The following is a 23,483-nucleotide window of genomic DNA, read 5'->3' as shown; positions in this document are numbered from 1 at the left end:
GTGCCTGAAGTGACCGCTGTCAGTCTCGGTATGCCGCCCGTACCGCCGCCGCCGCTCGCGCCCCGCCGGGCCAGCCGCCAGATCATGGTCGGGTCCGTGCCGGTCGGCGGTGGCGCGCCGGTGTCCGTCCAGTCGATGACCACCACGTTGACCGCAGACGTCAACGCCACGTTGCAGCAGATCGCGGAGCTGACGGCGTCCGGGTGCCAGATCGTGCGGGTCGCGGTGCCCAGCCAGGACGACGTGGAGGCGCTGCCGGCGATCGCCAAGAAGTCGCAGATCCCGGTGATCGCGGACATCCACTTCCAGCCGAAGTACGTCTTCGCTGCGATCGACGCCGGGTGCGCGGCGGTCCGGGTCAACCCGGGCAACATCCGCCAGTTCGACGACAAGGTCAAGGAGATCGCGGCAGCGGCCTCCGCCGCCGGTACGCCGATCCGGATCGGGGTCAACGCCGGCTCGCTGGACAAGCGGCTGCTGGCCAAGTACGGCCGGGCGACGGCGGAGGCACTCGTCGAGTCGGCGCTGTGGGAGTGCTCGCTCTTCGAGGAGCACGGCTTCCGGGACATCAAGATCTCGGTGAAGCACAACGACCCGGTGGTGATGATCCGGGCGTACCGGCAGCTCGCCGAGCAGTGCGACTACCCGCTGCACCTGGGCGTGACCGAGGCCGGGCCGGCGTTCCAGGGCACCATCAAGTCCGCGGTCGCCTTCGGTGCGCTGCTGGCCGAGGGGATCGGCGACACCATCCGGGTGTCGCTGTCCGCGCCGCCGGTCGAGGAGATCAAGGTCGGCAACCAGATCCTGGAGTCACTCGGGCTGCGCGAGCGTGGCCTGGAGATCGTCTCCTGCCCGTCCTGTGGACGGGCCCAGGTGGACGTCTACAAGCTGGCCGAGGAGGTCACCGCCGGCCTGGAAGGGTTGCCGGTGCCGCTGCGGGTCGCCGTGATGGGCTGCGTGGTGAACGGTCCAGGTGAGGCCCGCGAGGCAGACCTGGGGGTGGCCTCCGGCAATGGCAAGGGGCAGATCTTCGTCAAGGGCCAGGTCATCAAGACGGTGCCCGAGGGGCAGATCGTGGAGACCCTCATCGAGGAGGCGCTGCGGCTGGCCGACGAGATGGGCGCCGAGCTGCCCGAGGAACTGCGCGACCTGATTCCCGGTGCCACCGTCACCGTGCACTGACAAACGCGACCAGTACGAGGGCGGCCATCCAGTGGGTGGCCGCCCTCGGCGCGTACCGGGGTCACTCGGATTCGGCGAGGATCGCGTACAGCTTGCGGCGGGTCTCGTCGAGCACCTGGGCGGCGCGTTCCCGCTGGTCGTCGGTGCCCGTCATCATGACCTGGCGCAGCGCCTGCATCGCCTGCATGCCGGCGTGACGAATGTCGTGCCAGCTGTTGATGGTGTCCTCCGCGACCTCCGCCCAGGGCGGCGTCTGGGCCGCCTCGTCGGCCTCGGCGCGGCCCTGCTCGGTGAGGGTGAACCGCTTGCGGCCACCGCCGGACTCCTCGGTGGCGACGATGACGCCCTCGTCCTCCAGCAGCTGGAGGGTCGGGTAGATCGAGCCGGGGCTGGGCCGCCAGCTACCGCCGGTGCGGGAGTCGATCTCCTGGATCATTTCGTAGCCGTGCATCGGCCGCTCGGTGAGCAGGGCCAGCACCGCGTGGCGGACGTTGGGCCGGCGTCCCCGGCCTCGTCCGCGGCCACCCCGGCCGTGCCCGAACCCGTGCCCGCCCGGCGGAAACGGCGGCCCCGGCGGGAAGGGCGGAAAGCCGAACCCCCGCATCCGCCCCTCGTGCAGCCCATGCCCACGTCGATGGAACTTCATCACACTGTCTCCTTCGCAGAACCATCACTGATGCATCAACGATATATCGCCAACACAACGCCGACAACTCACTCACCCGCTCACCCCACCACCTGCCCAGCCCCGCCTCACCCGCCCACGTCGCCTTGTTGACCAAGAAGTTTGGGTCGGGATGGGGGCCCGAGGACGGCGAAAACTTCTTGATCAACGCGGGCGGACGCGGGCGGGGTGGGCGCGGGCGGGGTGGGCGCGGGTGGGTGGGGGTGGGTGGGTGGGGGTGGGTGGGGGTTGCGGTCCGGCGACGGAAGGTGAATGAATCTGGCAGGCTGGTAACCGTGCTGACTGCGCCGGTGCGGCAAATCGGGGAATCGGAACGGCGTGCGGTCGAGCGGTTGCTCGATCTCGACCCGTTCGCTAGCGCGCAGGTCGCGGAGCGGGTCGCCGCGCGCGGGCTGGCCTGGTGGCGGGCCGAGGGTCGGGTCCTGGGGTACGGCTCCCGCCGCCACCTCGAATCCGTCTGTTGGCTCGGCGGCAACCTCACCCCGGTGCTGGCCGGCCCGCAGGCCATCGCCGCCTTCGCCGACCTGCTGGCCGGCGAGGAACGGCTCTGTTCCTCGATCGTGGGGCGCGCCGACGCCGTGCTGCAACTGTGGGATCGACTCTCCGACACGTGGGGACCGGCCCGCGACGTACGCCCGAACCAGCCGTTGCTGGTCACCGACGCGCTGCCCCCGGTCCCCGTCGACCCGCAGGTACGCCGGGTGCACAGCGGCGAACTCGACCGCCTCTTTCCGGCGGCCGTGGCGATGTACACCGAGGAGGTCGGCATCTCGCCGTTGGCCGACGACGGCGGGCGCGGGTACCGGCGCCGGGTCACCGAGATGATCCGCTCGGGTCGGGCGTACGCCCGCTTCGTCGACGGCCGGGTGGTGTTCAAGGCCGAACTGGCGGTCGTCACCCGGCGCACCGCGCAGGTCCAAGGGGTGTGGGTGGCACCCGAGTGGCGGGGGCGGGGCATCGCCACCGCGGCGATGGCGGCGGTGGTCCGTGACGCGCTGACCCGGGTCGCCCCGACGGTCAGCCTGTACGTCAACGACTTCAACCTGCCAGCCCGGCGCGTCTACGAGCGTTGCGGCTTCCGACCGGTCGGCGCGCTGGCGACCGTGCTGTTCTGAGCCGGCCCGCCGGTCGGCTGGCCCGCCGATCGGCGGAGATCCTCGTCACGCCCCGCCACCGGCGAAAATACGTTGAGCCAGGGGGCCGGGCGCAGCAGGCTGGAAACTCCGCCACCAGACCGGAGGAAACCGACGCATGCGCCTGCTCCGTGATCTGTGGGTCACCTCCTCGCGTCGGATGACCCTGGTGATCGTCCTGATCCTGCTCGGCGGCATCGGCCAGGCTGCCACCGCCGCGCTCGCCGGGCCGGTGCTGCTGCACCGCTCCGTCGGGTTCTTCGTGCTGCTGTCGGTGGCGTTGGTCGCGGCGGTCGTCAGCGACCTGGTGGTCAGCCTGGTGATGGCCGGCGTGACCGCCGACTGGTCCGCCGACCTGCGTCGCCGACTGTGCCGGGTGGCGCTGGGGCAGCCCGTACCCACCCTGGAGACCACCCCGGTGGGGGAGATGCTCGACCGGATCGACGGCGACGTCTACGACGTCGCCTCGGGGGTGCGCGGTCCCGGCGTACGGCTGGCTCAGGCGCTGGCCGTCGGCCTGCTGTCCACGCTCGTCGCGCTCACCGTCTGGTGGCCGGCCGGGATCGGCATGCTGCTGCTCTGCGTCCTGCTCGCGTTCGCCCTGCGCCGTCCCGCCGCCCGGATCGCCCCGGCCCGGATGCACGAGGAGGCAGCCTGGTCGGACCTCGCGGCGGTGATGGAGGAGGCGATCCACGGCCAGGACGACGTACGCACGAGTCTGGCCCGACCGTACGTGCTTCGCCTGTACGCCCGCCGGGCAGCCGAGGTGCTGCGCCGTGGCCTACGGGTGTGGCAGATGTCGGCGCAGGTCAACACCGTCGCGGCCGGGGTGACCCGGGCCGGGGTGGCGGTGGTCGTGCTCGGCGGCGTGTGGGCGTTGACCACCGGCCGGGTCGACGCCGCCCGGATGACCGCGATCTGGCTGCTCGCGCTCTCCCTCGGCATGACCGTCGAACACGTCAGCCGGATGGTGCCGGAGGTGCAGTACGCCCTCGGCGCGTGGGGGCGGGTCCAACTGCTCTCGGCCGCCCCGCAGGAACCCACCGGCGGTGCCGCCCCCAGCGACGGCGACCTGGTCATCCGCGACCTCACCTTCCGTTACCCGAGCACCGGCCCGGACGCCGATCGCGGCCCCGCGCTGCGTGACATCGACCTGACCTTCGTGCGGGGCCGCTCGTACGCCCTGGTCGGCCGGACCGGGTCGGGCAAGTCGACGCTGGCCAAGCTGCTCACCCGGGCGGTCGACGTGCCACCGGGGACGGTCCTGCTGAGCGGGCGCGACGTGCTCGACCTCGACGTGGAGCAGTTGCGCCGGTGGGTCGCCGTGGTGCCGCAGCGTACCGAGATCCTCGCCGGCACCCTCGCCGAGAATGTGGCGCTGTTCGACCCCGAACTGCTCGACGCCGCCGCCCGGGCCCTTGACGAGCTGGGGCTGACCAACTGGATCGCGGAGCTGCCGGCCGGGCTGAACACCCGCCTAGGCGAGGGCGGCCATGTGCTCTCGGCCGGTCAGGAGCAGTTGGTCGCCTTCGCCCGGATCCTGGTCCGTGATCCGCACGTGGTGATCCTCGACGAGGCCACCGCCCGGCTCGACCCGGTCACCGAGACCCGGGTGCAGCAGGCCACCGAGCGCCTGCTGCGCGACCGGATCGGCATCGTCATCGCCCACCGGCTGTCGTCGGTGAGCCGCTGCGACGAGGTGGTGGTGCTGGCCGACGGCGCGGTGGTCGAGGCCGCCCCGCTGGCCGAGTCGCGGCGCTTCGCCGAACTCCTCGCCGCCGGCGACGCGGGTGGTGCCGCCAGCGACGCGGGTGGTGCTGCCGGCCAGGCGGGTGGTGCTGCCGGCGACGCCGAGGTTGACCTGCTGGCCGGGTCGGGCTGGCCGCGGCCGGAACCGGTGCTGGTCGGTGCCCACCCGGCGGACGCGGCGATCGCAGCCGACTCGGGCGACCCGAGAGGTCTGCTGGTCGCAGACATCCGGGCGCCCGGTCCGCCCCAGGCAAGTGATCCGCTGGCCGACGCCGTCCGGCCGGACCCGCCGGTCGAAGCCGTCGTCGCCGCCACACCGGCGGTCGGACCCGAGCCGGTCGAGCCGGCGGAGGGCCGGGAGACCGGGGGACATGAGGTTGGCGGACCTGAGCTCGGCGGACCGCCGGTCGACGCGACGACGGGCGGCAGGGGCGATCAGCGACCCGCCTCCCGGGCACGGACCCTGCGGGAGATAGCTCGGCTCTGCCTCAACGACCCCCGGTACGGCGCGGCTGCGGTGGGCATCTTCGCCGTGCTGGCGATCCTCGGCCTGGACGGGCCGGTGCTCGCCTGGTTCTGGGCCGACGTGGTCGACGGCACCGGCGACCCCTGGCTGCCCGCCCTGGGTATCGCGGCCGGGCTGATCCTCGCCATCCCGGCGCACTACTGGACCCACCTGTGGTTTCCCGCCTGGTGGGTACGGCAGATGCTGCGGATCAGCGCGCGCCTGGTGCACGGCCAGACCGGCCCGCGCCGGGTCAGCCGGCACACCCCGGCCGAGGTGGTGGCCCAGGGCGGCGACACCGAACGGGTCGTCCAACTCGCCGACAACGTGCTCGACCAGACCGTCGGCCTGATCCTGCTGGTCGCCATGACGTTGATCACCGACAGCGTGGTGCCGGGACTGTTCTTCCTCGGCACGATGGTGCTCTCCGGGCTGGCCGCCACGGCGTTCGGGCCGAGGCTGGAGCGGGCGGCACGGGACACCGTCGCCGCCCGGGCGGCCTTCGCCACCGCCCTGGTCTCCACCCTGTCGGCGGCCCGCACGGTGAAGCTGGCCGGGGCCACCCGACCGGTGCTGACCCACCTCGCCGACCTCGACACCGTACGCAGCGAACGGCAGCGCCGGGAGATCGCCGTGCAGGTCTGGGCGCGCTCCACACCGGCGGTGGCCAGCGGGCTGTTCCCGATCGGCGTGTGGGCGTTGTTCCTGGCCGGCGGGCTCTCCGCCGGGGCAACTCTGGTCGCGGTCGCCACGCTGGGCGCGGCACGCTGGTTCGCCTGGACCACCGCCTCGTTGATCTCCCAGGTGCCGTCGGCGCGGGTGTGGACCCGGCGGACGGCGGAGATGACCGGGATCGAGGCGTACTCGGCACGGGTACCCGGGGTCGACCTGGCCGCCGGCACGGCCCCGGCCCCGACGGCGCCACCGCGTACCCCGCTACGGCGGCTGGAACTGGTCGGCTTCGGCGTCCGGCACACCGACGGCACCGTCGCCGTACGCGACGTGGACCTGACCGTGGAACGTGGTCAACTGGTCCTCGTGGTCGGACCGGTCGGTTCGGGCAAGTCGTCGCTGCTGCGGGCCCTCGCGGGCATCGCCCCGCACACCGGCCTGCTGACCTGGAACGACGAGCCGGTGACCGAGCCGGAGCTGTTCCTGCGTCCCAACCAGGTCGGCTACGTCGGTCAGTTGCCCCGGGTGCTCTCCGGCACGGTCGCCGACAACATCACCCTCGGGCATCAGGTGGACGCCGAGCACGCGGTCAGCACCGCCCAGCTCGAACACGACCTGGCCGCCACCGGCAGTGGGCTGGGTCTGCTCATCGGGCACAAGGGCACCCGGTTGTCCGGTGGGCAGCTGCAACGGCTGGCGCTGGCCCGGGCGTTGGCTCCGCGTACCGAGCTGCTGGTGGCCGACGACGTCTCCTCCGCGCTTGATGTCACCACGGAACTGGCGCTGTGGCAGGCGTTGCGGGACCGGGGCGTCACGGTGGTCGGCTCCACCTCGAAGCGGGCCGCGCTGGTACGGGCCGACCACGTGGTGGTGCTCATCGCCGGTACGGTCGCCGCCCAGGGCCCCTGGCGTGACCTGGAGCAACACTGGGGTCACCTGGCCGGCTGAGAGCGGGTCTGAGATCCGCACGGGTCCGGCTGCCCTCGGCCGTCACCGGGCAGCCGGACCCGCGGATCAGGCCGCCCGCAGGTACGGGGCCGGCCAGTTGGGCGTGGCGCCCAGCTTGGCGGCCGCCTGGTGCGGCCAGTACGGATTGCGCAGCAGCTCCCGGCCGAGCAGCACCATGTCGGCCTCGCCGTCGGCGATGATCGCCTCGGCCTGCTCCGGTTCGACGATCAGGCCGACCGCGCCGGTCGGCACCTGCGCCTCGCGGCGGACCTGAGCGGCCAGCGGCACCTGGTAGCCGCGCCCGACCGGAACCTTTGCGGATGGCGACGCCCCGCCGGAGGAGCAGTCGATCAGGTCCACCCCGGCGGCGGCGAGTTCGGCGGCGAGGGCCACGCTGTCCTCGACCGTCCAGCCGCCCGGTACCCAGTCGGTGGCCGAGATCCGGGCCAGGACCGGCACGTCCTCACCGACAGCGGCGCGCACCGCCCGAGCCACCTCCAGCGTCAGCCGCATCCGCCCGGCCCGGTCACCGCCCCAGCCGTCGGCCCGATTGTTGGTCAGTGGGGAGAGGAACTCGTGCAGCAGGTAGCCGTGTGCAGCGTGGATCTCCACGGCGGCGAAGCCGGCCGCCACCGCCCGCGTGGCGGACTCGGCGAACCCCGCGACGACATCGGCGATCCCGGTGTCGTCCAGGGCCGACGGCACCCGGTACTCCGGCACGAACGGTTCACCGGTGGGCCCGACCGGCGTCCAGCCGCCCTCGGCGTCCGGCACCCCACCCTGGCGCGGCTCCCACGGCCGGTACGTCGACGCCTTGAACCCGGCATGCGCGAGCTGCACCACGGGCACCGCGCCGTGCGCGGCCACCAGCCTGGTCACCGGCCGCCAGGCGTCGACGTGGCGGCCGGACCACAACCCGGTGTCCTGCGGGCTGATCCGGCCCTCCGGCAGCACGGCGGTCGCCTCGGTCATCACCAGGCCCGCGCCACCGATCGCCCGGGTGCCGAGATGCACCAGGTGCCAGTCGGTGGGCAGGCCGTCGGGACCGGCGCTGTACTGGCACATCGGTGCCAGCGCGATCCGGTTGGGCAGGGTGACCGTCCGCAGCGTCAGCGGCGTGAACAACGAACTCATCGCGCCATCCTCTCCCGGGTGCGCGACCTCAGCGCCGACGGCGAGCTGTGGGCTCGCGCACGGTAGGTGTCCGGTGGTCCTGCACCGACACCGTCGTGGGGTCGCGTACCGCCAACGCTCCGGCGGTGGCCAGGGCCCAGCCGACGGCAACCGTCAGCAGCAGCCGCTCCAGCACCCCGACCAGCGGACTCCGGCCGACCAGCAGCATCGCCAGACCGACCGCTCCCGCGAGTGGCAGCGACACCGCCGCCGCGACGACGCCCGTGCGCCGCAGCAGGCGTCGCGCCACCGGCGAGAAGGCGACCGCCAGCATCGCGAAGACCACCGCCGCTGTCGCGGCGATACTTGCCGCACCGTGCACCAGATCCGCCACGGTGGCCCGTTCGAACGGCGGCAGTGGGCAGCCCGCGCTGCACGTCACCGCTCCGGACAGGACCGTGCACAGACTCGCCGCCACGAGTAGCGTCACGGCGACCCGAAGTGCCGTGTCGCCGCAGTGCGGCGCACCGACCCGTAGCGCGACGGCGAGCAGCAGCAGCGCCCCGGCCAGGGTGAACACCCCGATCCGGTACGTCCAGGCATAGTCGCTGTCGACGACACCGGCCTCACTCACGTACCCGGTCAGGCCCGGTCCTGGGCCGGCGACGACGGCGAGTGTCACCGCAGCCGCGCCAGCCAGGGCGCAGAGCGCGGCGACCTGCGCGGCGCCGCGCCGCACCGACCGTCGGACCGTTGCCGGCGGCTCAGCCACGTCCGTGCGGCGTCGTCCAGCCGTGCAGGTCCGGCCCGAGTGGGACGATCCCGGTCGGGTTGATCTCGCCGTGGGTGGCGTAGTAGTGCCGCTTGATGTGGTCGAAGTCGACGGTCTCGCCGAAGCCGGGAGTCTGGAACAGGTCCCGGGCGTAGGCCCACAACACCGGCAGTTCGGTGAGTTTCTGCCGGTTGCACTTGAAATGTCCGTGGTACGCCACGTCGAAGCGGACCAGCGTGGTGAACAGGCGCACGTCCGCCTCGGTGATCGAGTCACCCATCAGGTAGCGACGGCCGGCCAACCGCTCCGACAGCGCGTCCAGCCGGGTGAACAGCGCCTCGAACGCCTCGTCGTACGCCTGCTGGGTGGTGGCGAAGCCGCATCGGTAGACGCCGTTGTTGACGTCCCGGTGGATCTCGGCCATCAGCACGTCCATCTCCGGGCGCAGCTCGACCGGGTAGAGGTCCGGCGCGTCCGGGGCGTGCAACTGCCGCCACTCGGTGGACAGGTCCAGGGTCAGTTGCGGGTAGTCGTTGGTGACCACCCGGCCGGTACGGGTGTCCACCAGCGCCGGCACGGTGACCCGGCCGGTGTAGTCCGGATCGGTGGCCAGGTACGCCTCGGAGAGGAAACCGATGCCGAGCACCGGGTCGAAGCCGTCCGGGTCGAGGGCGAACCGCCAACCGCGATCGTCCCGGATCGGGTCGACCGTGCCCAGCGAGATGGCGTCGGTCAGCCCGAGCAGGTTACGCACGATCAGTGCCCGGTGCGCCCAGGGGCAGGCCCGGCACCAGATCAGCCGGTAGCGGCCCGGCTCCAGCGGCCAGCGGTCCTGCTCGTCCGGCCCGCCACCGGGCGGTGCGGTCGAGTGCGGCGTCACCCGCCCGGTGAACCGGTTGGGTTGGCGGACGAACGCGCCGCCGTCGCTGGTTTCCGCGCTGAACTGGGCCCGAGCCATGCCCACAACCTATCGGCAGCCGCCGGGGATATCCTGGCCGTCAGTCCCCGTGGACCCGGTGGACGCGCCCCTGCACCCCTTCCCATCCCCCCGAAGGACTCGCGATGACCGTGGCATACCTGGTGGCCGGTGTCCGCACCCCGATCGGCCGGTACGCCGGTGCGCTGGCCGGCGTACGCCCCGACGATCTGGCCGCCCACGTGATCCGCGAGCTGGTCGCGAGGCATCCGTCGGTGGACTGGGCGCGTACCGACGACGTGGTGCTCGGCTGCGCCAACCAGGCCGGCGAGGACAACCGCAACGTGGCCCGGATGGCGGCGCTGCTCGGCGGGCTGCCCGAGCAGGTGCCGGGCAGCACGGTCAACCGGCTCTGCGGCTCCGGGCTGGACGCGCTGGCCACCGCCGCCCGGTCGGTCGTCGCCGGCGAGGCGGACCTGGTCGTCGCGGGCGGCGTGGAGAGCATGAGCCGGGCGCCGTTCGTCATGCCGAAGGCGACCACCGCGTTCTCCCGCTCCGCCGAGGTGTACGACACGACTATCGGTTGGCGGCTGGTGAACCCGTTGATGGAGCGGGGCTGGGGCATCGACTCGATGCCCGAGACGGCGGAGAACGTGGCCGCCGAGTACGGCGTCGACCGGGCGGCGCAGGACGAGTTCGCGTACCGCTCGCAGTTGCGGGCCGCCAAGGCCCAGGCCGACGGCCGGTTGGCCGAGGAGATCGTGCCGGTGACCGTGCCGGCGGGTCGGCGGGAGACCCGGCTGGTCGAGGTGGACGAGCATCCCCGACAGACCTCGCTGGAGAAGCTGGCCGCGCTGCCCACCCCGTTCCGCGACGGCGGCACGGTGACCGCCGGCAACTCCTCGGGCGTCAACGACGGCGCGGTGGCGCTGCTTGTCGCATCGGAGGCGGCCGTCGCCGCGTACGGTCTCACTCCGTTGGCCCGGGTGGCCGGCACGGCGGCGGCCGGCGTGCCGCCCCGGGTGATGGGCATCGGGCCGGTTCCGGCGACCCGGCGGCTGCTGGACCGGCAGGGGTTGGCGCTGGCCGACATCGACGTGATCGAGCTGAACGAGGCGTTCGCCGCCCAGTCCGTCGCGGTGCTGCGCGAACTCGGCCTGCCGGAGGACGCGGAGCACGTCAACCCCAACGGGGGCGCCATCGCCCTGGGTCACCCGCTCGGTGCCAGCGGTGCCCGGCTCGCGCTGACCGCCGCGTTGGAACTGCGCCGACGCGGCGGGCGGCGGGCGCTGGCCACCATGTGCATCGGGGTGGGGCAGGGCATCGCGCTGCTGCTGGAGGCCGCCTGAGCCGCCGGCAGCGGCGGTAGATCAGGAAAAGGCCGTTGTGGATCTCCCCCCGCGCCGCGGTCCCGCCTAGAGTGGTCAGCATCACGATCCACGGCGACGACGTGAGGTGCAACCAGTGCAGAAGCCGGACGGACTTCCCGCCGAGATCGACCTTTCCCGGCCCAGCGCGGCGCGGGTGTACGACTACTTCCTCGGCGGTGCCCACAACTTCGAGATCGATCGGCAACTGGCCGAGCAGATCGCGACCATGACGCCGAACCTGGCTGCCACCATGCGGGCCGGGCGGGAGTTCCTTCGCCGGGCGGTGCGTGCCCTGCTCGACGCCGGCATAGACCAGTTCCTGGACATCGGCTCCGGCATCCCCACGGTCGGCAATGTGCACGAGGTCGCCCAGGCCGCGAACCCGAAGGCCCGGGTGATCTACGTCGACATCGACCCGGTCGCGGTGGCGCACAGCCGGGAACTGCTCGCCGGCAACGAGTCGACCGGCGTCATCCACGCCGACCTGCGGGACCCGGAACGGATCCTGGCCGAGGCGGGCAAGCTCGACCTGCTCGACTTCGACCGGCCGCTGGGCATCCTGCTCGCCGGGGTGGTGCACTTCGTACCGGACACCGACCGTCCCGGTGACGTCCTGGCCACCCTGCGCGCGGCCGCCGCCCCCGGCAGCCACCTGGTCATCTCACACTCCACCTTCGAGGACCAGCCGCAGGAGATGCTGGACGCGCAACGACTGTCGGCGCGCACCGCGACGGAGATCACTCTCCGCTCGCGGGCCGAGATCACCGGGTTCTTCGGTGACTGGACGATCGTGGATCCCGGAGTGGTGCACATGGAGCTGTGGCGACCCGACTCGCCGTCCGACGTCACCGCCGACGGGCAGCGCTTCGGTGCCTTCGGCGGGGTCGCCCGGAACGACCGGCCCGCCGGCTGATCCGATGGCCGCCGTGGGTGCCTCCGGCGGGGACACCGTCGATCCGGCCGGCGCCCAGCGGTACGCCGCCGACTGGGCACGGGCCGTACGCCGGCTCGGTTTCGTGCCGCTGAGCGCGGCCGAGACCGAGCGGCTGCTGCTCGCGCACACCATCCGGCTGGCGGAGGTGCTGCTCTCCGCCGAGCCGCCGGCCCCGGCAGCGGAGGAGGTCGGGCGGTCACTCGTCGCCGCGCATCTCACCGAACCGGGAGTGATCGAGTGGTCGGTGCGTACGCTCGGCGAGCGGTTCCGGGCCGACGTGCTCGCCGATGCGGCCGGACGGCCGGTGTTTGACGAGCGGATCGCGGTGGTGCAGGGCGCGCTCGCGGCCGGCTTCGCCCGCGCGCTGCGGGAGCGGACCTTCGTCCAGCAGGAGGGGATCGCCCGCGCCATGTGGCAGGCGCGGGACGACGCCGAGGCGGCGCTGCGGGACAGCGAGGCCCGCTTCCGGGCGGTCTTCGACGGCGCGGCCATCGGCATCGGCATCGCCGGAGTCGACGGGACGATCATCGACGTCAACCACGCCTTCGCCGACATGCTCGGCTACTCGATCGAGGAACTGCGGCAGCTCAACGTGGCGTCACTGTTCCACGCCGACGACGCGGCCGGCATGTGGGAGTTGTACCAGGAGCTGATCGAGGGCAAGCACGAAGCGGCCCGGGTCCAGAAGCGCTACTACCGCAAGGACGGCAGCGCCGTCTGGACGGATCTGGCCGTATCGCTGATCCGCCACGACGACGGCCGGCCCCGGTTCACCGTGGCCGTGGTCGAGGACATCACCGAACGGTACGAACTCCAGCAGCGGTTGCGCTTCCAGGCGCTGCACGACCCGCTGACCGGCCTGCCGAACCGGACGCTGTTCTTCGACACGCTGGCCGGCCTGGTGGAGCAACCCGACGCGCCGGGCCGGGTCGGTGTCTGCTTCCTCGACCTGGACGGGTTCAAAGCGATAAACGACAGTCTCGGGCACGCCCTCGGCGACCGGCTGCTCGTGATGATCGCCCGACGGCTGGCCGACTGCGTGGCCGAGCAGGGCTATCTGGTCGCCCGGATGGGCGGCGACGAGTTCGTCATCCTGGTCGACGGGGTCGCCGCCATCGAGGACGTCATCGCGGTGGCCGAGTCGGCCCTGGCCGCCGTCGCCGCGCCGCTGTGCGTCGGCGACCAGCAACTCGCGGTCTCGGCGAGCATCGGCATCGTCGACTCGGCGGTCGCCGGCACCAGCGTGGTGGAGCTGATGAAGGCGGCCGACGCCACGCTCTACTGGGCGAAGGCGGAGGGCCGCGACCGGTGGGCGGTCTACGATCCTGAGCGCAGCGCCCGGGACCTCGCCCGGTCGGAGTTGACCGCCGGGCTGCCGGCGGCCCTGGACCGGGGCGAGTTCGTGCTGCACTACCAGCCGATCGTCTCCCTGCTCGACGGGCGCATGCTGGCCGTCGAGGCGCTCGTCCGCTGGCAGCATCCGCACCTGGGACTTGTCGGTCCGGACCGGTTCATCGGGCTCGCCGAGGAAACCGGCCTGATCGTCCGTCTCGGTGAGTGGGTGCTGCGGCAGGCGTGCCGCGACGCCCAGCTGTGGCACACCGAATTTCCCGACGCCAGGCTGGTGGTGAGCGTCAACCTGGCCGCCCGCCAGGCCGACCGCCCGGCGATCGTGGACACCGTGGCCGATGTGCTGGCCAGCAGCGGCCTGCCGGCGGAACTGCTGCAACTGGAGCTGACCGAGAGCGCGGTGATGGGGTCCGCCGGCGAGCCGCTGCGGACCCTGCACCGGCTCGCCGCGCTGGGCGTACGGCTGGCCGTGGACGACTTCGGCACCGGGTACTCGAATCTGGCGTACCTGCGCCGGCTGCCGATCACCTGTCTGAAGTTGGCGGGCCCGTTCGTGGAGGGAATCCGGGGCACCGAGCCGGCCGATGCCGACCACCGCGACGAACGCATCGTCGACGCGCTGGTGCGGCTGGCCCACGCGTTGGAACTGTGGGTCACCGCGGAGGCGGTCGAGACCGAAGCGCAGGCGGAGCGGCTGCGGGCGTTGCGGTGCGACACCGCGCAGGGCCGGCTGTTCGGCCCACCGGGTCCGGCGGAGACGGTGGTGGCCCGGTTGCGTGGCGACGGACCGCGATGATCAGACCGTGACCGTTCCGGGTACGAACGTGGCCCGTGGATCAGGGTCGAGGCGAGCGGATGGGGAGTCGACGTGGGGCTGACGGAGACCGGGACGGCGGTGTCGGTCGTCGCCGCGCTGGCCATCCTCGCCGGGTTGGCCGGGGTGGTGGTGCCCGGTCTGCCGGCGCTGCCGCTGTGCTGGGGCGGCGTACTGGTGTGGAGCCTGTTCGGCGATGCCGGGACCGGCCGGTGGCTGGTGCTCGCCGCCGCCACGCTGGTCGCCGTGGCCGGCACCGTGGTCAAGTACGCCTGGCCCGGCCGGAACCTCAAGCGGGCCGGGGTGCCCACCACTTCGCTGCTGGCCGGCGCGGTGCTCGGCCTGGTCGGCTTCTTCGTCATCCCCGTGGTCGGGCTGGTCATCGGCTTCGTCGGCGGGATCTTCGTGATGGAGAGGCTGCGGCTGGGGGACACCCGGCTGGCCTGGCCGGCGACGAAGCAGGCGGTGGCCGCCGCCGGACTGTCGATGCTCGTGGAGTTCCTCTCCGGCATGGTGATCGGTGCCCTCTGGGTGGCCGGCCTGGTGATGGCTTGAGCGATCGTGGCACGGTGCTGACCGAAGCGGCGCGGGGCGGAGTCGGGGTAGGGCGCGACGCCGTACCCGAGAGAGAGGTGACGCTTCCCCGCGCCGCCGCGGCGGCCGGGCCGTTCCGAGGGCCCGGTGGTCGGCCCGTCGCGATCGGGCCTGGTCACAAGCCCAAGGATGGGCTACGCCGGCACCGCCGGCAACGCAATTGCGGCCCTGACGCTGCTAGCTGCCGTCGCTTGCGGTGAGGCGGCTCGGGTCCAACACGACGATGGTGTTGGGCTCGACCCGGATGGCGCCCGTGCCGACGAGGACCTGTAGCGCACGGTTGACGGTCACCCGGGACAGACCGATCTCCTCACCGAGTCCCTGCTGCGCTCCCGGCAGGGTGATCCGGCTGCCCCGCGTACGCATGGATTCGGCGACCCAGGCGGCGACCCGCGTGACGGGCTGCGGCGCGGCGCGGCGGACCTGCGCCCGGCGGTCGCGGTGCACCTGGTCGGACAGGTGGCGTAGTACGTGGTCGCGGAGCGCCGGAACCTGGTCGATGAGATCTCGCAGGAGAACCGCCGGCAGCAGGCGGATCCGGCAGGCGGTCGACGCGGTCCAGGTCGCCGTGTGCGATCCGCCGCCGAGAACGGCGGCCTTGTCGATCACGCATGGGCCGGTCACCGTCACGAATCGGACCCGCGAGCCGTGGCTGGTGTCGTAGCCCGCCGAGAGCGTTCCGCGGATCACCACGACGAGGTGTCGGGCCGGCTCGCCGACGCGGGCGGCGGTGGCGCCCCGGGGAAGGTCGCGGGGCGGACACTTGGTGGCGAGCCACGCCAGGCGTGCCTCGTCGAGCATCGAGAACAGCGGCACCGCCGCCAGTTCGACCTGGTCCATCTCGCGGAGCGTATCGCGGGATACAGCCGTACGACCCGTCTGGTCCTTACGCTCCTCGCCATGATCTGTGTGGAACTCTCCTTCACCGACGAGCCTGCCCGGCTGGCGGCCCGACCGGTGCACCGGGACCGCCTGCGGGCGCTGTACGAGCAGGGCGCGCTGCTCCTCGCCGGCCCCTGGGACGGCGACTCCGGTGCGTTGCTGGTCTTCACCGGCGACCGGGCGGAGGTCGACCGGCTCATGGCCGAGGATCCCTACTTCACCACCGCCGGTGTCGAGGTTGTGGCGGTGCGCGGATGGCGACCGGTCGTCGGTCCCTGACGGTTTGGCGGGGGATCGGATCGGGGTACCGGCGGAGCGTCTTATTGACGGTGATCGGCTCGGCCGGTAGACCTTGGTGATGGAGGCTCGCGGATGAGAACGCCGCCGCTCACGTTGGAACAACTGCGGGTCGCCGTCGCCGAGGGCGAGATCGACACGGTGGCGCTGGCCCTGGTCGACATGCAGGGCCGGTTGCAGGGCAAACGGTTCCACGCCCCGTACTTCCTCGACCAGGTCGTCGGACACGGCAGCGAGGGATGCAACTACCTGCTCGCCGTCGACGTGGACATGAACACCGTCGACGGGTACGCGATGTCGAGCTGGGAACGCGGCTACGGCGACTTCGCGATGAAGCCGGACTTCGGCACCCTGCGCCGGGTGCCGTGGCAGCCCGGCACCGCCCTGCTCCTGGCCGACCTGGAGTGGCTTGACGGTGCCGGTCCGGTGATCGCCTCGCCACGGCAGATCCTGCGCCGGCAGTTGGATCGGCTGGCCGCGCACGGGTTGACCGCGTACGCCGGCACCGAGCTGGAGTTCGTGCTGTTCCGTGACTCGTACGAACAGGCGTGGCGGCGCGGCTACCGGGAGCTGACCCCGGCCAACCAGTACAACGTGGACTATTCGCTGCTCGGTACCGCCCGGGTGGAGCCGCTGCTGCGCCGGATCCGCACCGAGATGGCCGGCGCGGGGCTGGTGCCGGAGAGCGCGAAAGGTGAGTGCAACCTCGGCCAGCACGAGATCGCCTTCCGCTACGACGAGGCGGTCGCCTGCGCCGACCATCACGTCATCTACAAGAACGGGGCGAAGGAGATCGCCGCCCAGGAAGGCATGTCGATCACCTTCATGGCGAAGCCGAACGAGCGGGAGGGCAACTCCTGCCACATCCACTTCTCGCTGCGGGACGCCTCCGGCGGCTCGGCGATGCTGGGTGACGGGCCGGCGCACCTGAGCCGGACCGGTGAGCGGGTGCTCGCCGGGCTGCTCGCCACGATGCGCGAGATGAGCCTGTTCTTCGCGCCGAACATCAACTCCTACAAGCGTTACCAGCCGGGCTCCTTCGCGCCGACCGCACTGCGGTGGGGCACCGACAACCGCACCTGCGCGCTGCGGTTGGTGGGGCACGGTCAGGGGATGCGGGTGGAGAACCGGGTGCCGGGTGCCGACGTCAACCCGTACCTGGCGATCGCGGCCCTGGTGGCGGGCGCGCTGCACGGCATCGAGAACGAGTTGGATCTGGGCGAGGAGTGCACCGGCAACGCGTACGACGACCCGGGCGCCGAACGCGTCCCCGGTACCCTTCGCGACGCTCTATCCCTCTGGGAAGGCTCGACGGTGGCCCGCGACGCCTTCGGCGAGGAGGTGGTCGCCCACTACGCCAACATGGGCCGCGTCGAGCTGGCCGCCTTCGACGCCGCCGTCACCGACTGGGAACTGACCCGTGGCTTCGAACGCCTCTGACCGCCAACCACCCCACCTTCTCCGCGATCTTGCACTTTTGGTCCCTGGATTGTGGTGCTATGTCGAGTTTGTCCCGACAAGAAGTGCAAGATCGCGAGGAGTGGGTGGGTGAGGGTGGGTGGGTGAGGTCTGGGATCCGGCTCGTGGGGTGGTGTTGCGGGAGGTTGGGGAGAGCTCCGTCGGGGAGGTGGATGCGGCGGTTGAGCGGGCGGGGCGGGCGTTCGAGCGGTGGCGGCAGGTGAGCGCGGGGGACCGGGGGCGGCTGTTGCGGCGGTTCGCGGCGGTGGTGGACGAGCACCTGGAGGAGTTGGCGCGGCTGGAGGTGGCCAACGCCGGTCACACCATCGGCAACGCCCGCTGGGAAGCCGGCAACGTGCGGGACGTGCTGGACTACTACGCGGGAGCGCCGGAACGGCTCACCGGTCGGCAGATTCCGGTGCCGGGCGGGCTGGACGTCACCTTTCACGAACCGCTCGGGGTGGTCGGGGTGATCGTGCCGTGGAACTTCCCCATGCCCATCGCCGCCTGGGGTTTCGCGCCCGCGCTCGCCGCCGGCAACACGGTGGTGCTCAAGCCCGCCGAACTGACGCCGTTGACCGCGATGCGGCTGGCCGAGTTGGCGGACCAGGCGGGTCTGCCCGAGGGAGTTTTCACAGTGCTGCCCGGGCGGGGCGAGGTGGTCGGTGAACGGTTCGTCAGCCACCCGGCCGTACGCAAGATCTGCTTCACCGGCTCCACCGAGGTCGGCACCCGGATCATGGCCGGCTGCGCGAACCAGGTGAAGCGGCTGACCCTGGAACTGGGCGGCAAGTCGGCGAACCTGATCTTCGCTGACTCCGACCTGGAGCGGGCCGCCGCCAGTGCGCCGTACGCCGTCTTCGACAACGCCGGTCAGGACTGCTGTGCCCGGTCCCGACTGTTGGTGCAGCGCGGGGTGTACGACAGCTTCCTCGAACTGCTCGAACCAGCGGTGCGCACCTTCCGGGTGGGTGATCCGGCCGACGAGAGCACCGAGATGGGACCGCTGATCTCGGCCGCGCAGCGGGACCGGGTCGCCGGCTACGTCGACGGCTCGCGGGTGGCGTTCACCGGTTCGCGGCCCGACGGCCCCGGGTACTGGCACGCACCGACCGTGCTGCTCGCCGACTCTCCGGGCGACCGTCACTGGCGGGAGGAGATCTTCGGCCCGGTCGTCTCGGTGCTTCCGTTCGACGACGAGGCCGACGCCGTCCGGCTGGCCAACGACACCGAGTACGGTCTCTCCGGCTCGATCTGGACCCGCGACGTGGGCCGGGCACTGCGGGTGGCCCGGGCCGTGGAGGCCGGCAACCTGAGCGTCAACTCCCACTCCTCGGTGCGGTACTGGACACCCTTCGGCGGGATGAAGCGTTCCGGTCTGGGTCGGGAACTGGGGCCGGACGCCCTGCACGCGTTCACCGACGTCAAGAACGTCTTCGTCAATACGGAGGAGTGAGCATGCCGGGACGGTTGCAGGACCGGGTGGCCGTGGTGACCGGGGCGGCCAGCGGTATCGGGCTGGCCACCGTCCGGCGGTTCGCCGCCGAGGGTGCCCGGGTGGTCTGCGTCGACGTGGACACCGAGGCCGGTCAGCGGGCCGCCGACGAGGTGGGCGGGAGTTTCGTCGCGGCGGACGTGGCCGACGAGCCGGCGGTACGCGGCCTCTTCGACGGGGTGGTCGAGCGGTACGGGCGGGTGGACATCGCGTTCAACAACGCCGGTATCTCGCCACCTGAGGACGACTCCATCCTGGAGACCGGGCTGGACGCCTGGGAACGGGTGCTTCGGGTCAACACGACGAGCGTCTACCTGTGTTGTAAGCACGTCATCCCGCACATGCGCCGACAGGGCCGAGGTTCCATCATCAACACCGCCTCCTTCGTGGCGTTGATGGGCGCGGCGACGTCACAGATTGCGTACACCGCGAGCAAGGGCGGTGTGTTGGCGCTCACCAGGGAACTGGGCGTGCAGTTCGCCCGGGAGGGCATCCGGGTCAACGCCCTCTGCCCGGGACCGGTGGCCACGCCGTTGCTGCGTGAGCTGTTCGCGGCCGATCCGGAGCGGGCCGCCCGCCGGCTGGTGCACGTGCCGATGGGTCGATTCGGTGAACCGACCGAGATCGCCGCTGCGGTGGCCTTCCTGGCCAGCGACGACGCCTCGTTCATGACCGCCGCGCAGTTCATGGTCGACGGGGGGATCACCGGCGCGTACGTCACCCCGCTGTGATCTCACTTACACCGATCACGAGCGATCGCGGTCGGCCGGGGTCGCCACCGACGCTCACCTGGAGCTGAACAGCGTCCGAACCGCCGTATGCGTTACGTTGCTGATCCGTCTGGGTAGAGAGCGGTCAGGGCATTTGGTGATCGGGAGCGGCGTGGACACGGCCGGGGAGGCTGCATGAACTCGGCCCAGGGGGGCGTGGACGGTAGTCAGCCGTCCGCAGCGGAAAGTGGAACGTCTCCGCTGCTCGCGGCGGCATTCGCGGGTGGCGGTGAGATGGGCGCACTGTTGCGCGACCGCGACTGGTCGGCCAACCCGCTCGGTCCACCGGACCGTTGGCCTGTTTCGCTCGGCAACGCCCTCAGCACGATGCTCGCCTCCAAGGCGCAGATCGCCATGTTCTGGGGCGAGGACCTACGCGCCTTCTACAACGACGCGTACCGGCCCACCATCGGCGACAAGCATCCCGCTGTGCTCGGCGAGCCGGCCCGGGAGCACTGGGCGGAGACGTGGGACGTGCTGGGGCCGCTGCTGACCGACGTGCTGCACGGCGGCGAGGCGTACCAGGCCCGGGACCATCACTTTCTGCTCGATCGGCACGGCTTCGTGGAGGACGTCTACTTCGACGTCTCGTACGATCCGATCCGCGACGCGAACGGTGCGATCAGCGGGGTGCTCTGCATCTGTAGCGAGACCACCGGGCGGGTGCTCAGCGAACGCCGGCTGCGCGCGCTGGCCGAACTCGGCTCGGAACTGGCCGATCCGGTCGACACCGAGGAACTTGGCCAGGTCGCGGCGGCGGTGCTCGACCGGCATCGGGCCGACGTCCCATTCGGGCTGCTCTACCTGCGTGACGGTGAAGGACATCCGCGCCTGGCCGGGGCCAGCGGTGCGGTGACCGTCACGGTCGATCCGTCCGCCCGGCTGATGGAGCTGGCCGCGACCGGCGCGAGTGCGGTGGTGTCCACCGCCGATCTGCTCGGCCAGGTCCCGCCCGATGCCGCCGACGAGGCGGTGGTGCTCCCGATCAGCGCGACAAACGAACCGGTCGGGGTGCTGGTGCTGGGAGTGGCCCGGCGGCTGCCGCTGACCGAGGATTACCGCACCTTCTTCGAGCTGGTCGCCGCGCAGATCTCCCGGGCGGTCGGCAAGCAGCGGGCGTACGAGCAGGAACGGGCCAGGGCCGCCGAGCTGGCCGCCCTGGACCTGGCCAAGACCAACTTCTTCGCCAACGTGAGCCACGAGTTCCGTACGCCACTGACCCTGGTGCTGGGCCCGTTGGAGGACATGCTCGCCGACCCGAGGCTCAGCGAGGACCACACGCGGCGGCTGACCGTGATGCACCGCAACGCGTTGCGGCTGCTGAAGCTGGTCAACACGGTGCTCGACTTCTCGCGGCTGGAGTCCGGGCGGCTGGTGGCGCACTACGAGCCCACCGACCTGGCCGACTACACCTCCCGGGTGGCCAGCACGTTCCGCTCCGCCACCGAGCGCGCCGGGCTGCGACTGGTGGTGGACTGTCCGCCGTTGGCGGAGCCGGTCTTCGTCGACCCGGACATGTGGGAGAAGATCGTCCTCAACCTGGTCTCCAACGCCCTGAAGTTCACCTTCGAGGGAGAGATCAGCATCCGGGTCCGTACGGTAGGCGGTGCAGCCCAACTGGAGGTCTCCGACACCGGGGTGGGCATCGAAGCGCAGGAACTTCCGCACGTTTTCGAGCGGTTCCACCGGGTGCCGGGGGTGCGCTCCCGCAGCCATGAGGGCACCGGGATCGGCCTGGCCCTGGTGCGGGAACTGGTCGAGATGCACGGCGGACGGGTCAGCGCCACGAGCCGGATCGACGCCGGCAGCACCTTCGTGGTCACCATCCCGTTCGGGTCCGGGCACCTGCCGGCCGACCGGGTGGCCGACGCCGATCACACCGAGCGGGAGCCGCGGCAGGCCCCGCTCTTCGTCGCCGAGACCGCTCAGTGGACCGCCGGTCCGCTCGCTGCCGCGTCCCGCCCGACACCGGCCGACGCCCCGACCGCGCTCGACGGTGACGCCTCGGCGGAACGGATGCGGCCCCTCACCGCCGGGTCCGCCGGCCGCGTGCTCGTCGTCGACGACAACCCTGACCTGCGCGAACACGTCACCCAGTTGCTCGTGCCCACCTGGGAGGTGCGCACCGCCGCCGACGGGGTGGAGGCGCTGCGCCTCGCCACCGAAGGTGCCTTCGACCTGGTGCTGACCGACGTGATGATGCCCCGCCTGGACGGCTTCGGCCTGGTCGCCGCGCTGCGCGCGGACCCGCGTACCCGGTACGTACCGATCGTGCTGCTTTCCGCCCGCGCCGGTTCCGCTGAGGAGGTGGCCGGGTTGTCGGTGGGTGCCGACGACTACCTCACCAAGCCCTTCTCCGGGCAGGAGCTGATCGCCCGGGTCCGCGCCAACATGGCCCTCGGTCAGCTGCGTAACCAGATCATCCGCCGGCTGCGTGCCCTCGCGGACGCGGCGGTCGCGGTCAACACCGCCCGATCCACCGCCGACGTGCTCCAGGTCGCCGCCCGCCATGCGTTGAGTCTCGCCGAGGCCGTCCGGGTGGCGGTCTCCGCCGGCGGCGCGCGCTACGAGGCCGACGCCGGTGGAGCCAGCAGCGCCGAGCCGTCCTTCGTCCTGCCGTTGACCGGAGTGGCCGACCAGCCGCTCGGCGAGCTGCGGGTGTGGCATCCGGCCGCCGAGAGCGCCGACGCCGACGAGGCCGCGTTGACCCAGCTCGCCCGCCTGGTCGGGGCGCGCATGGAGAACGCCCAGCTCTACGAGGCCGAGCACCGCATCGCCACCACCCTCCAGCACAGCCTGCTGCCCCGCACCCTGCCCCAGTTGCCCGGTGCCGTGGTGGCCAGCCGCTACCTGCCCGGCAGCGCGGACGTCGAGGTGGGCGGCGACTGGTACGACGTGGTGGCCCGGGACGACGACGAACTCGTGTTGATCATCGGTGACGTGGTCGGCAAGGGTGTGCCGGCGGCGGCGGCCATGGGCCAGCTACGCAACGCGCTGCGCGCGTACGTGCTGGAGGGTTTCGAGCCCGGCGAGTCGTTGACCCGACTCAACCGGCTGGTGGGCTCCACCGAGTCACGCTCGTTCGCGACGGTCTTCTGTCTGTGGTTCAGCCCCCGGACGGGTCGGCTGCGTTACGCCAGCGCCGGTCACCCGTCGCCCCTGCTGATCCGGGGCGACGACGTGGCGTTCCTGCACGGCCGGGCGCTCGGGCCGCCGGTAGGTGCCATCGCGGGCACCGAGTACGAGACCGTCCCCGGCGAGCTGCGGGCCGGTGACCGGCTGCTGCTCTACACCGACGGCCTGATCGAGGACCGACAGGTCGGCATCGACGAATCGCTGGCCCTGCTGCGCGCCGACGCGGCCCGCTCCGGTGAGCACGTGGCCGATCTGATCGACGCGGTGGTGGCGCGGGTCGCCGGCCGGCCCCGACGGGACGACGTCGCGGTCCTGGCCCTGGAGGCGGTCGAACTCAACCGGTTCGCGCTGCGGCTGCCCGCCGACCCGACCCGGCTCAGTGTGCTGCGCAAGCGGCTGGAGGACTTCCTGGTCGCCCACCGGGTGGGCGAGACGGACCTGTTCGACCTGACCGTGGCGGTTTCCGAGGCGGCGGCGAACGCCATCGAGCACCCGGTCGACCCGGCGGAGCCGGTGATCGAGATTGAGGTGCGGGTCGAGGACCGTACGGTGGTGGCGACGGTGGCTGACCGCGGGCGGTGGCGGGAGTCGACCGGATCTGGTTTCCGGGGTCGCGGGCTGTCGCTGATCCGGGCACTGGGGGATCTCTCGGTCGAGCACACCCCTGAGGGGACACGGGTCACCCTGCGCCGGGAGCTGAGCGAGTAGT

General features: G+C 71.9%; 17 protein-coding genes. 12 read left to right on the top strand and 5 right to left on the bottom strand.

The features are described from left to right. Positions 1-9 precede the first annotated feature (9 nt). Complete coding sequence (gene ispG, locus O7624_RS08950) at positions 10-1,182, top strand: flavodoxin-dependent (E)-4-hydroxy-3-methylbut-2-enyl-diphosphate synthase (RefSeq protein WP_281566475.1); 1,173 nt, start codon at positions 10-12, stop codon at positions 1,180-1,182. 61 nt (positions 1,183-1,243) lie between these two features. Here ispG and O7624_RS08945 read toward each other — a convergent pair whose 3' ends face one another. Beyond that, a complete protein-coding gene (locus tag O7624_RS08945) occupies positions 1,244-1,828 on the bottom strand; it encodes a PadR family transcriptional regulator (RefSeq protein ID WP_282239663.1) in 585 nt (194 codons plus the stop codon). Positions 1,829-2,142: 314 nt separating this feature from the next. On the opposite strand from O7624_RS08945, the gene O7624_RS08940 reads away from it, so the two are divergent. After that, positions 2,143-2,982 carry a DUF4081 domain-containing GNAT family N-acetyltransferase gene (locus O7624_RS08940; protein WP_093401659.1) on the top strand — a complete coding sequence of 280 codons (840 nt, stop codon included), beginning with the start codon at positions 2,143-2,145 and terminating at the stop codon, positions 2,980-2,982. Positions 2,983-3,118: 136 nt separating this feature from the next. Beyond that, a complete protein-coding gene (locus tag O7624_RS08935; RefSeq protein ID WP_282239662.1) occupies positions 3,119-6,874 on the top strand; it encodes an ABC transporter ATP-binding protein in 3,756 nt (1,251 codons plus the stop codon). Between the two features lie 66 nt (positions 6,875-6,940). Here the strand turns inward: O7624_RS08935 and O7624_RS08930 are convergent, their stop codons facing one another. From O7624_RS08930 to O7624_RS08920, 3 genes are read right to left on the bottom strand one after another with little or no spacing between them, the layout of a single operon-like run. Further along, positions 6,941-8,008 carry an NADH:flavin oxidoreductase/NADH oxidase gene (locus O7624_RS08930; RefSeq protein ID WP_282239661.1) on the bottom strand — a complete coding sequence of 356 codons (1,068 nt, stop codon included), beginning with the start codon at positions 8,006-8,008 and terminating at the stop codon, positions 6,941-6,943. Positions 8,009-8,036: 28 nt separating this feature from the next. Next, on the bottom strand, positions 8,037-8,759 hold the full coding sequence (locus O7624_RS08925) for a DUF998 domain-containing protein (protein ID WP_282239660.1): 723 nt from the start codon (positions 8,757-8,759) through the stop codon (positions 8,037-8,039). Next, the gene (locus O7624_RS08920) at positions 8,752-9,717 is read right to left on the bottom strand and encodes a glutathione S-transferase C-terminal domain-containing protein (protein WP_282239659.1); all 966 of its coding nucleotides are present in this window, start codon (positions 9,715-9,717) and stop codon (positions 8,752-8,754) included. Before O7624_RS08920 ends, O7624_RS08925 begins: the two co-directional genes overlap by 8 nt. Positions 9,718-9,821: 104 nt before the next feature. On the opposite strand from O7624_RS08920, the gene pcaF reads away from it, so the two are divergent. The 4 genes from pcaF to O7624_RS08900 all read left to right on the top strand — a co-directional run bounded on the left by pcaF (position 9,822) and on the right by O7624_RS08900 (position 14,698). Further along, entirely contained in the window at positions 9,822-11,024 is a 1,203-nt protein-coding gene (pcaF, locus tag O7624_RS08915) for a 3-oxoadipyl-CoA thiolase (RefSeq protein ID WP_093401654.1), read from the top strand. Positions 11,025-11,139: 115 nt separating this feature from the next. Continuing rightward, the gene (locus O7624_RS08910; RefSeq protein ID WP_093401653.1) at positions 11,140-11,958 is read left to right on the top strand and encodes an SAM-dependent methyltransferase; all 819 of its coding nucleotides are present in this window, start codon (positions 11,140-11,142) and stop codon (positions 11,956-11,958) included. 4 nt (positions 11,959-11,962) lie between these two features. Further along, positions 11,963-14,125 carry an EAL domain-containing protein gene (locus O7624_RS08905; protein WP_282239658.1) on the top strand — a complete coding sequence of 721 codons (2,163 nt, stop codon included), beginning with the start codon at positions 11,963-11,965 and terminating at the stop codon, positions 14,123-14,125. 72 nt (positions 14,126-14,197) lie between these two features. Then, a complete protein-coding gene (locus O7624_RS08900) occupies positions 14,198-14,698 on the top strand; it encodes a DUF456 domain-containing protein (protein ID WP_093401652.1) in 501 nt (166 codons plus the stop codon). A 216-nt stretch (positions 14,699-14,914) separates the two neighbouring features. On the opposite strand, the gene O7624_RS08895 is transcribed toward O7624_RS08900, so the two are convergent. Further along, entirely contained in the window at positions 14,915-15,577 is a 663-nt protein-coding gene (locus O7624_RS08895; protein ID WP_282239657.1) for a Crp/Fnr family transcriptional regulator, read from the bottom strand. 60 nt (positions 15,578-15,637) lie between these two features. Between O7624_RS08895 and O7624_RS08890 the strand changes: the two genes are divergently transcribed. The 5 genes from O7624_RS08890 (at position 15,638) to O7624_RS08870 (ending at position 23,482) form a co-directional block, all read left to right on the top strand. Next, complete coding sequence (locus O7624_RS08890) at positions 15,638-15,898, top strand: YciI family protein (protein ID WP_282239656.1); 261 nt, start codon at positions 15,638-15,640, stop codon at positions 15,896-15,898. 93 nt (positions 15,899-15,991) lie between these two features. Next, a complete protein-coding gene (locus O7624_RS08885; protein WP_282239655.1) occupies positions 15,992-17,356 on the top strand; it encodes a glutamine synthetase family protein in 1,365 nt (454 codons plus the stop codon). Positions 17,357-17,474: 118 nt separating this feature from the next. Next, positions 17,475-18,830: an aldehyde dehydrogenase family protein gene (locus O7624_RS08880; RefSeq protein WP_282239654.1), complete on the top strand. Its 1,356-nt coding sequence runs from the start codon at positions 17,475-17,477 to the stop codon at positions 18,828-18,830. A 2-nt stretch (positions 18,831-18,832) separates the two neighbouring features. Next, on the top strand, positions 18,833-19,600 hold the full coding sequence (locus tag O7624_RS08875; protein ID WP_282239653.1) for a 3-oxoacyl-ACP reductase: 768 nt from the start codon (positions 18,833-18,835) through the stop codon (positions 19,598-19,600). 174 nt (positions 19,601-19,774) lie between these two features. After that, positions 19,775-23,482: a SpoIIE family protein phosphatase gene (locus O7624_RS08870; protein WP_282239652.1), complete on the top strand. Its 3,708-nt coding sequence runs from the start codon at positions 19,775-19,777 to the stop codon at positions 23,480-23,482. Position 23,483 lies beyond the last annotated feature (1 nt).

It is taken from the genome of Verrucosispora sp. WMMD1129, from assembly GCF_029581255.1.
GTDB classification, from domain to species: domain Bacteria; phylum Actinomycetota; class Actinomycetes; order Mycobacteriales; family Micromonosporaceae; genus Micromonospora; species Micromonospora sediminimaris.
Note: the sequence above shows the minus strand (reverse complement) of the source record. Positions and strands in the feature narration are given on the sequence as shown.

Bases quoted from the DNA above. Each gene is read 5' to 3' on its own strand.
- O7624_RS08945 (WP_282239663.1), bottom strand. From the start codon at position 1,828: ATGAAGTTCCATCGACGTGGGCATGGGCTGCACGAGGGGCGGATGCGG.
- O7624_RS08935 (WP_282239662.1), top strand. From the start codon at position 3,119: ATGCGCCTGCTCCGTGATCTGTGGGTCACCTCCTCGCGTCGGATGACC.
- O7624_RS08930 (WP_282239661.1), bottom strand. From the start codon at position 8,008: ATGAGTTCGTTGTTCACGCCGCTGACGCTGCGGACGGTCACCCTGCCC.
- O7624_RS08920 (WP_282239659.1), bottom strand. From the start codon at position 9,717: ATGGCTCGGGCCCAGTTCAGCGCGGAAACCAGCGACGGCGGCGCGTTC.
- pcaF (WP_093401654.1), top strand. From the start codon at position 9,822: ATGACCGTGGCATACCTGGTGGCCGGTGTCCGCACCCCGATCGGCCGG.
- O7624_RS08905 (WP_282239658.1), top strand. From the start codon at position 11,963: ATGGCCGCCGTGGGTGCCTCCGGCGGGGACACCGTCGATCCGGCCGGC.
- O7624_RS08895 (WP_282239657.1), bottom strand. From the start codon at position 15,577: ATGGACCAGGTCGAACTGGCGGCGGTGCCGCTGTTCTCGATGCTCGAC.
- O7624_RS08890 (WP_282239656.1), top strand. From the start codon at position 15,638: ATGATCTGTGTGGAACTCTCCTTCACCGACGAGCCTGCCCGGCTGGCG.
- O7624_RS08885 (WP_282239655.1), top strand. From the start codon at position 15,992: ATGAGAACGCCGCCGCTCACGTTGGAACAACTGCGGGTCGCCGTCGCC.
- O7624_RS08875 (WP_282239653.1), top strand. From the start codon at position 18,833: ATGCCGGGACGGTTGCAGGACCGGGTGGCCGTGGTGACCGGGGCGGCC.
- O7624_RS08870 (WP_282239652.1), top strand. From the start codon at position 19,775: ATGAACTCGGCCCAGGGGGGCGTGGACGGTAGTCAGCCGTCCGCAGCG.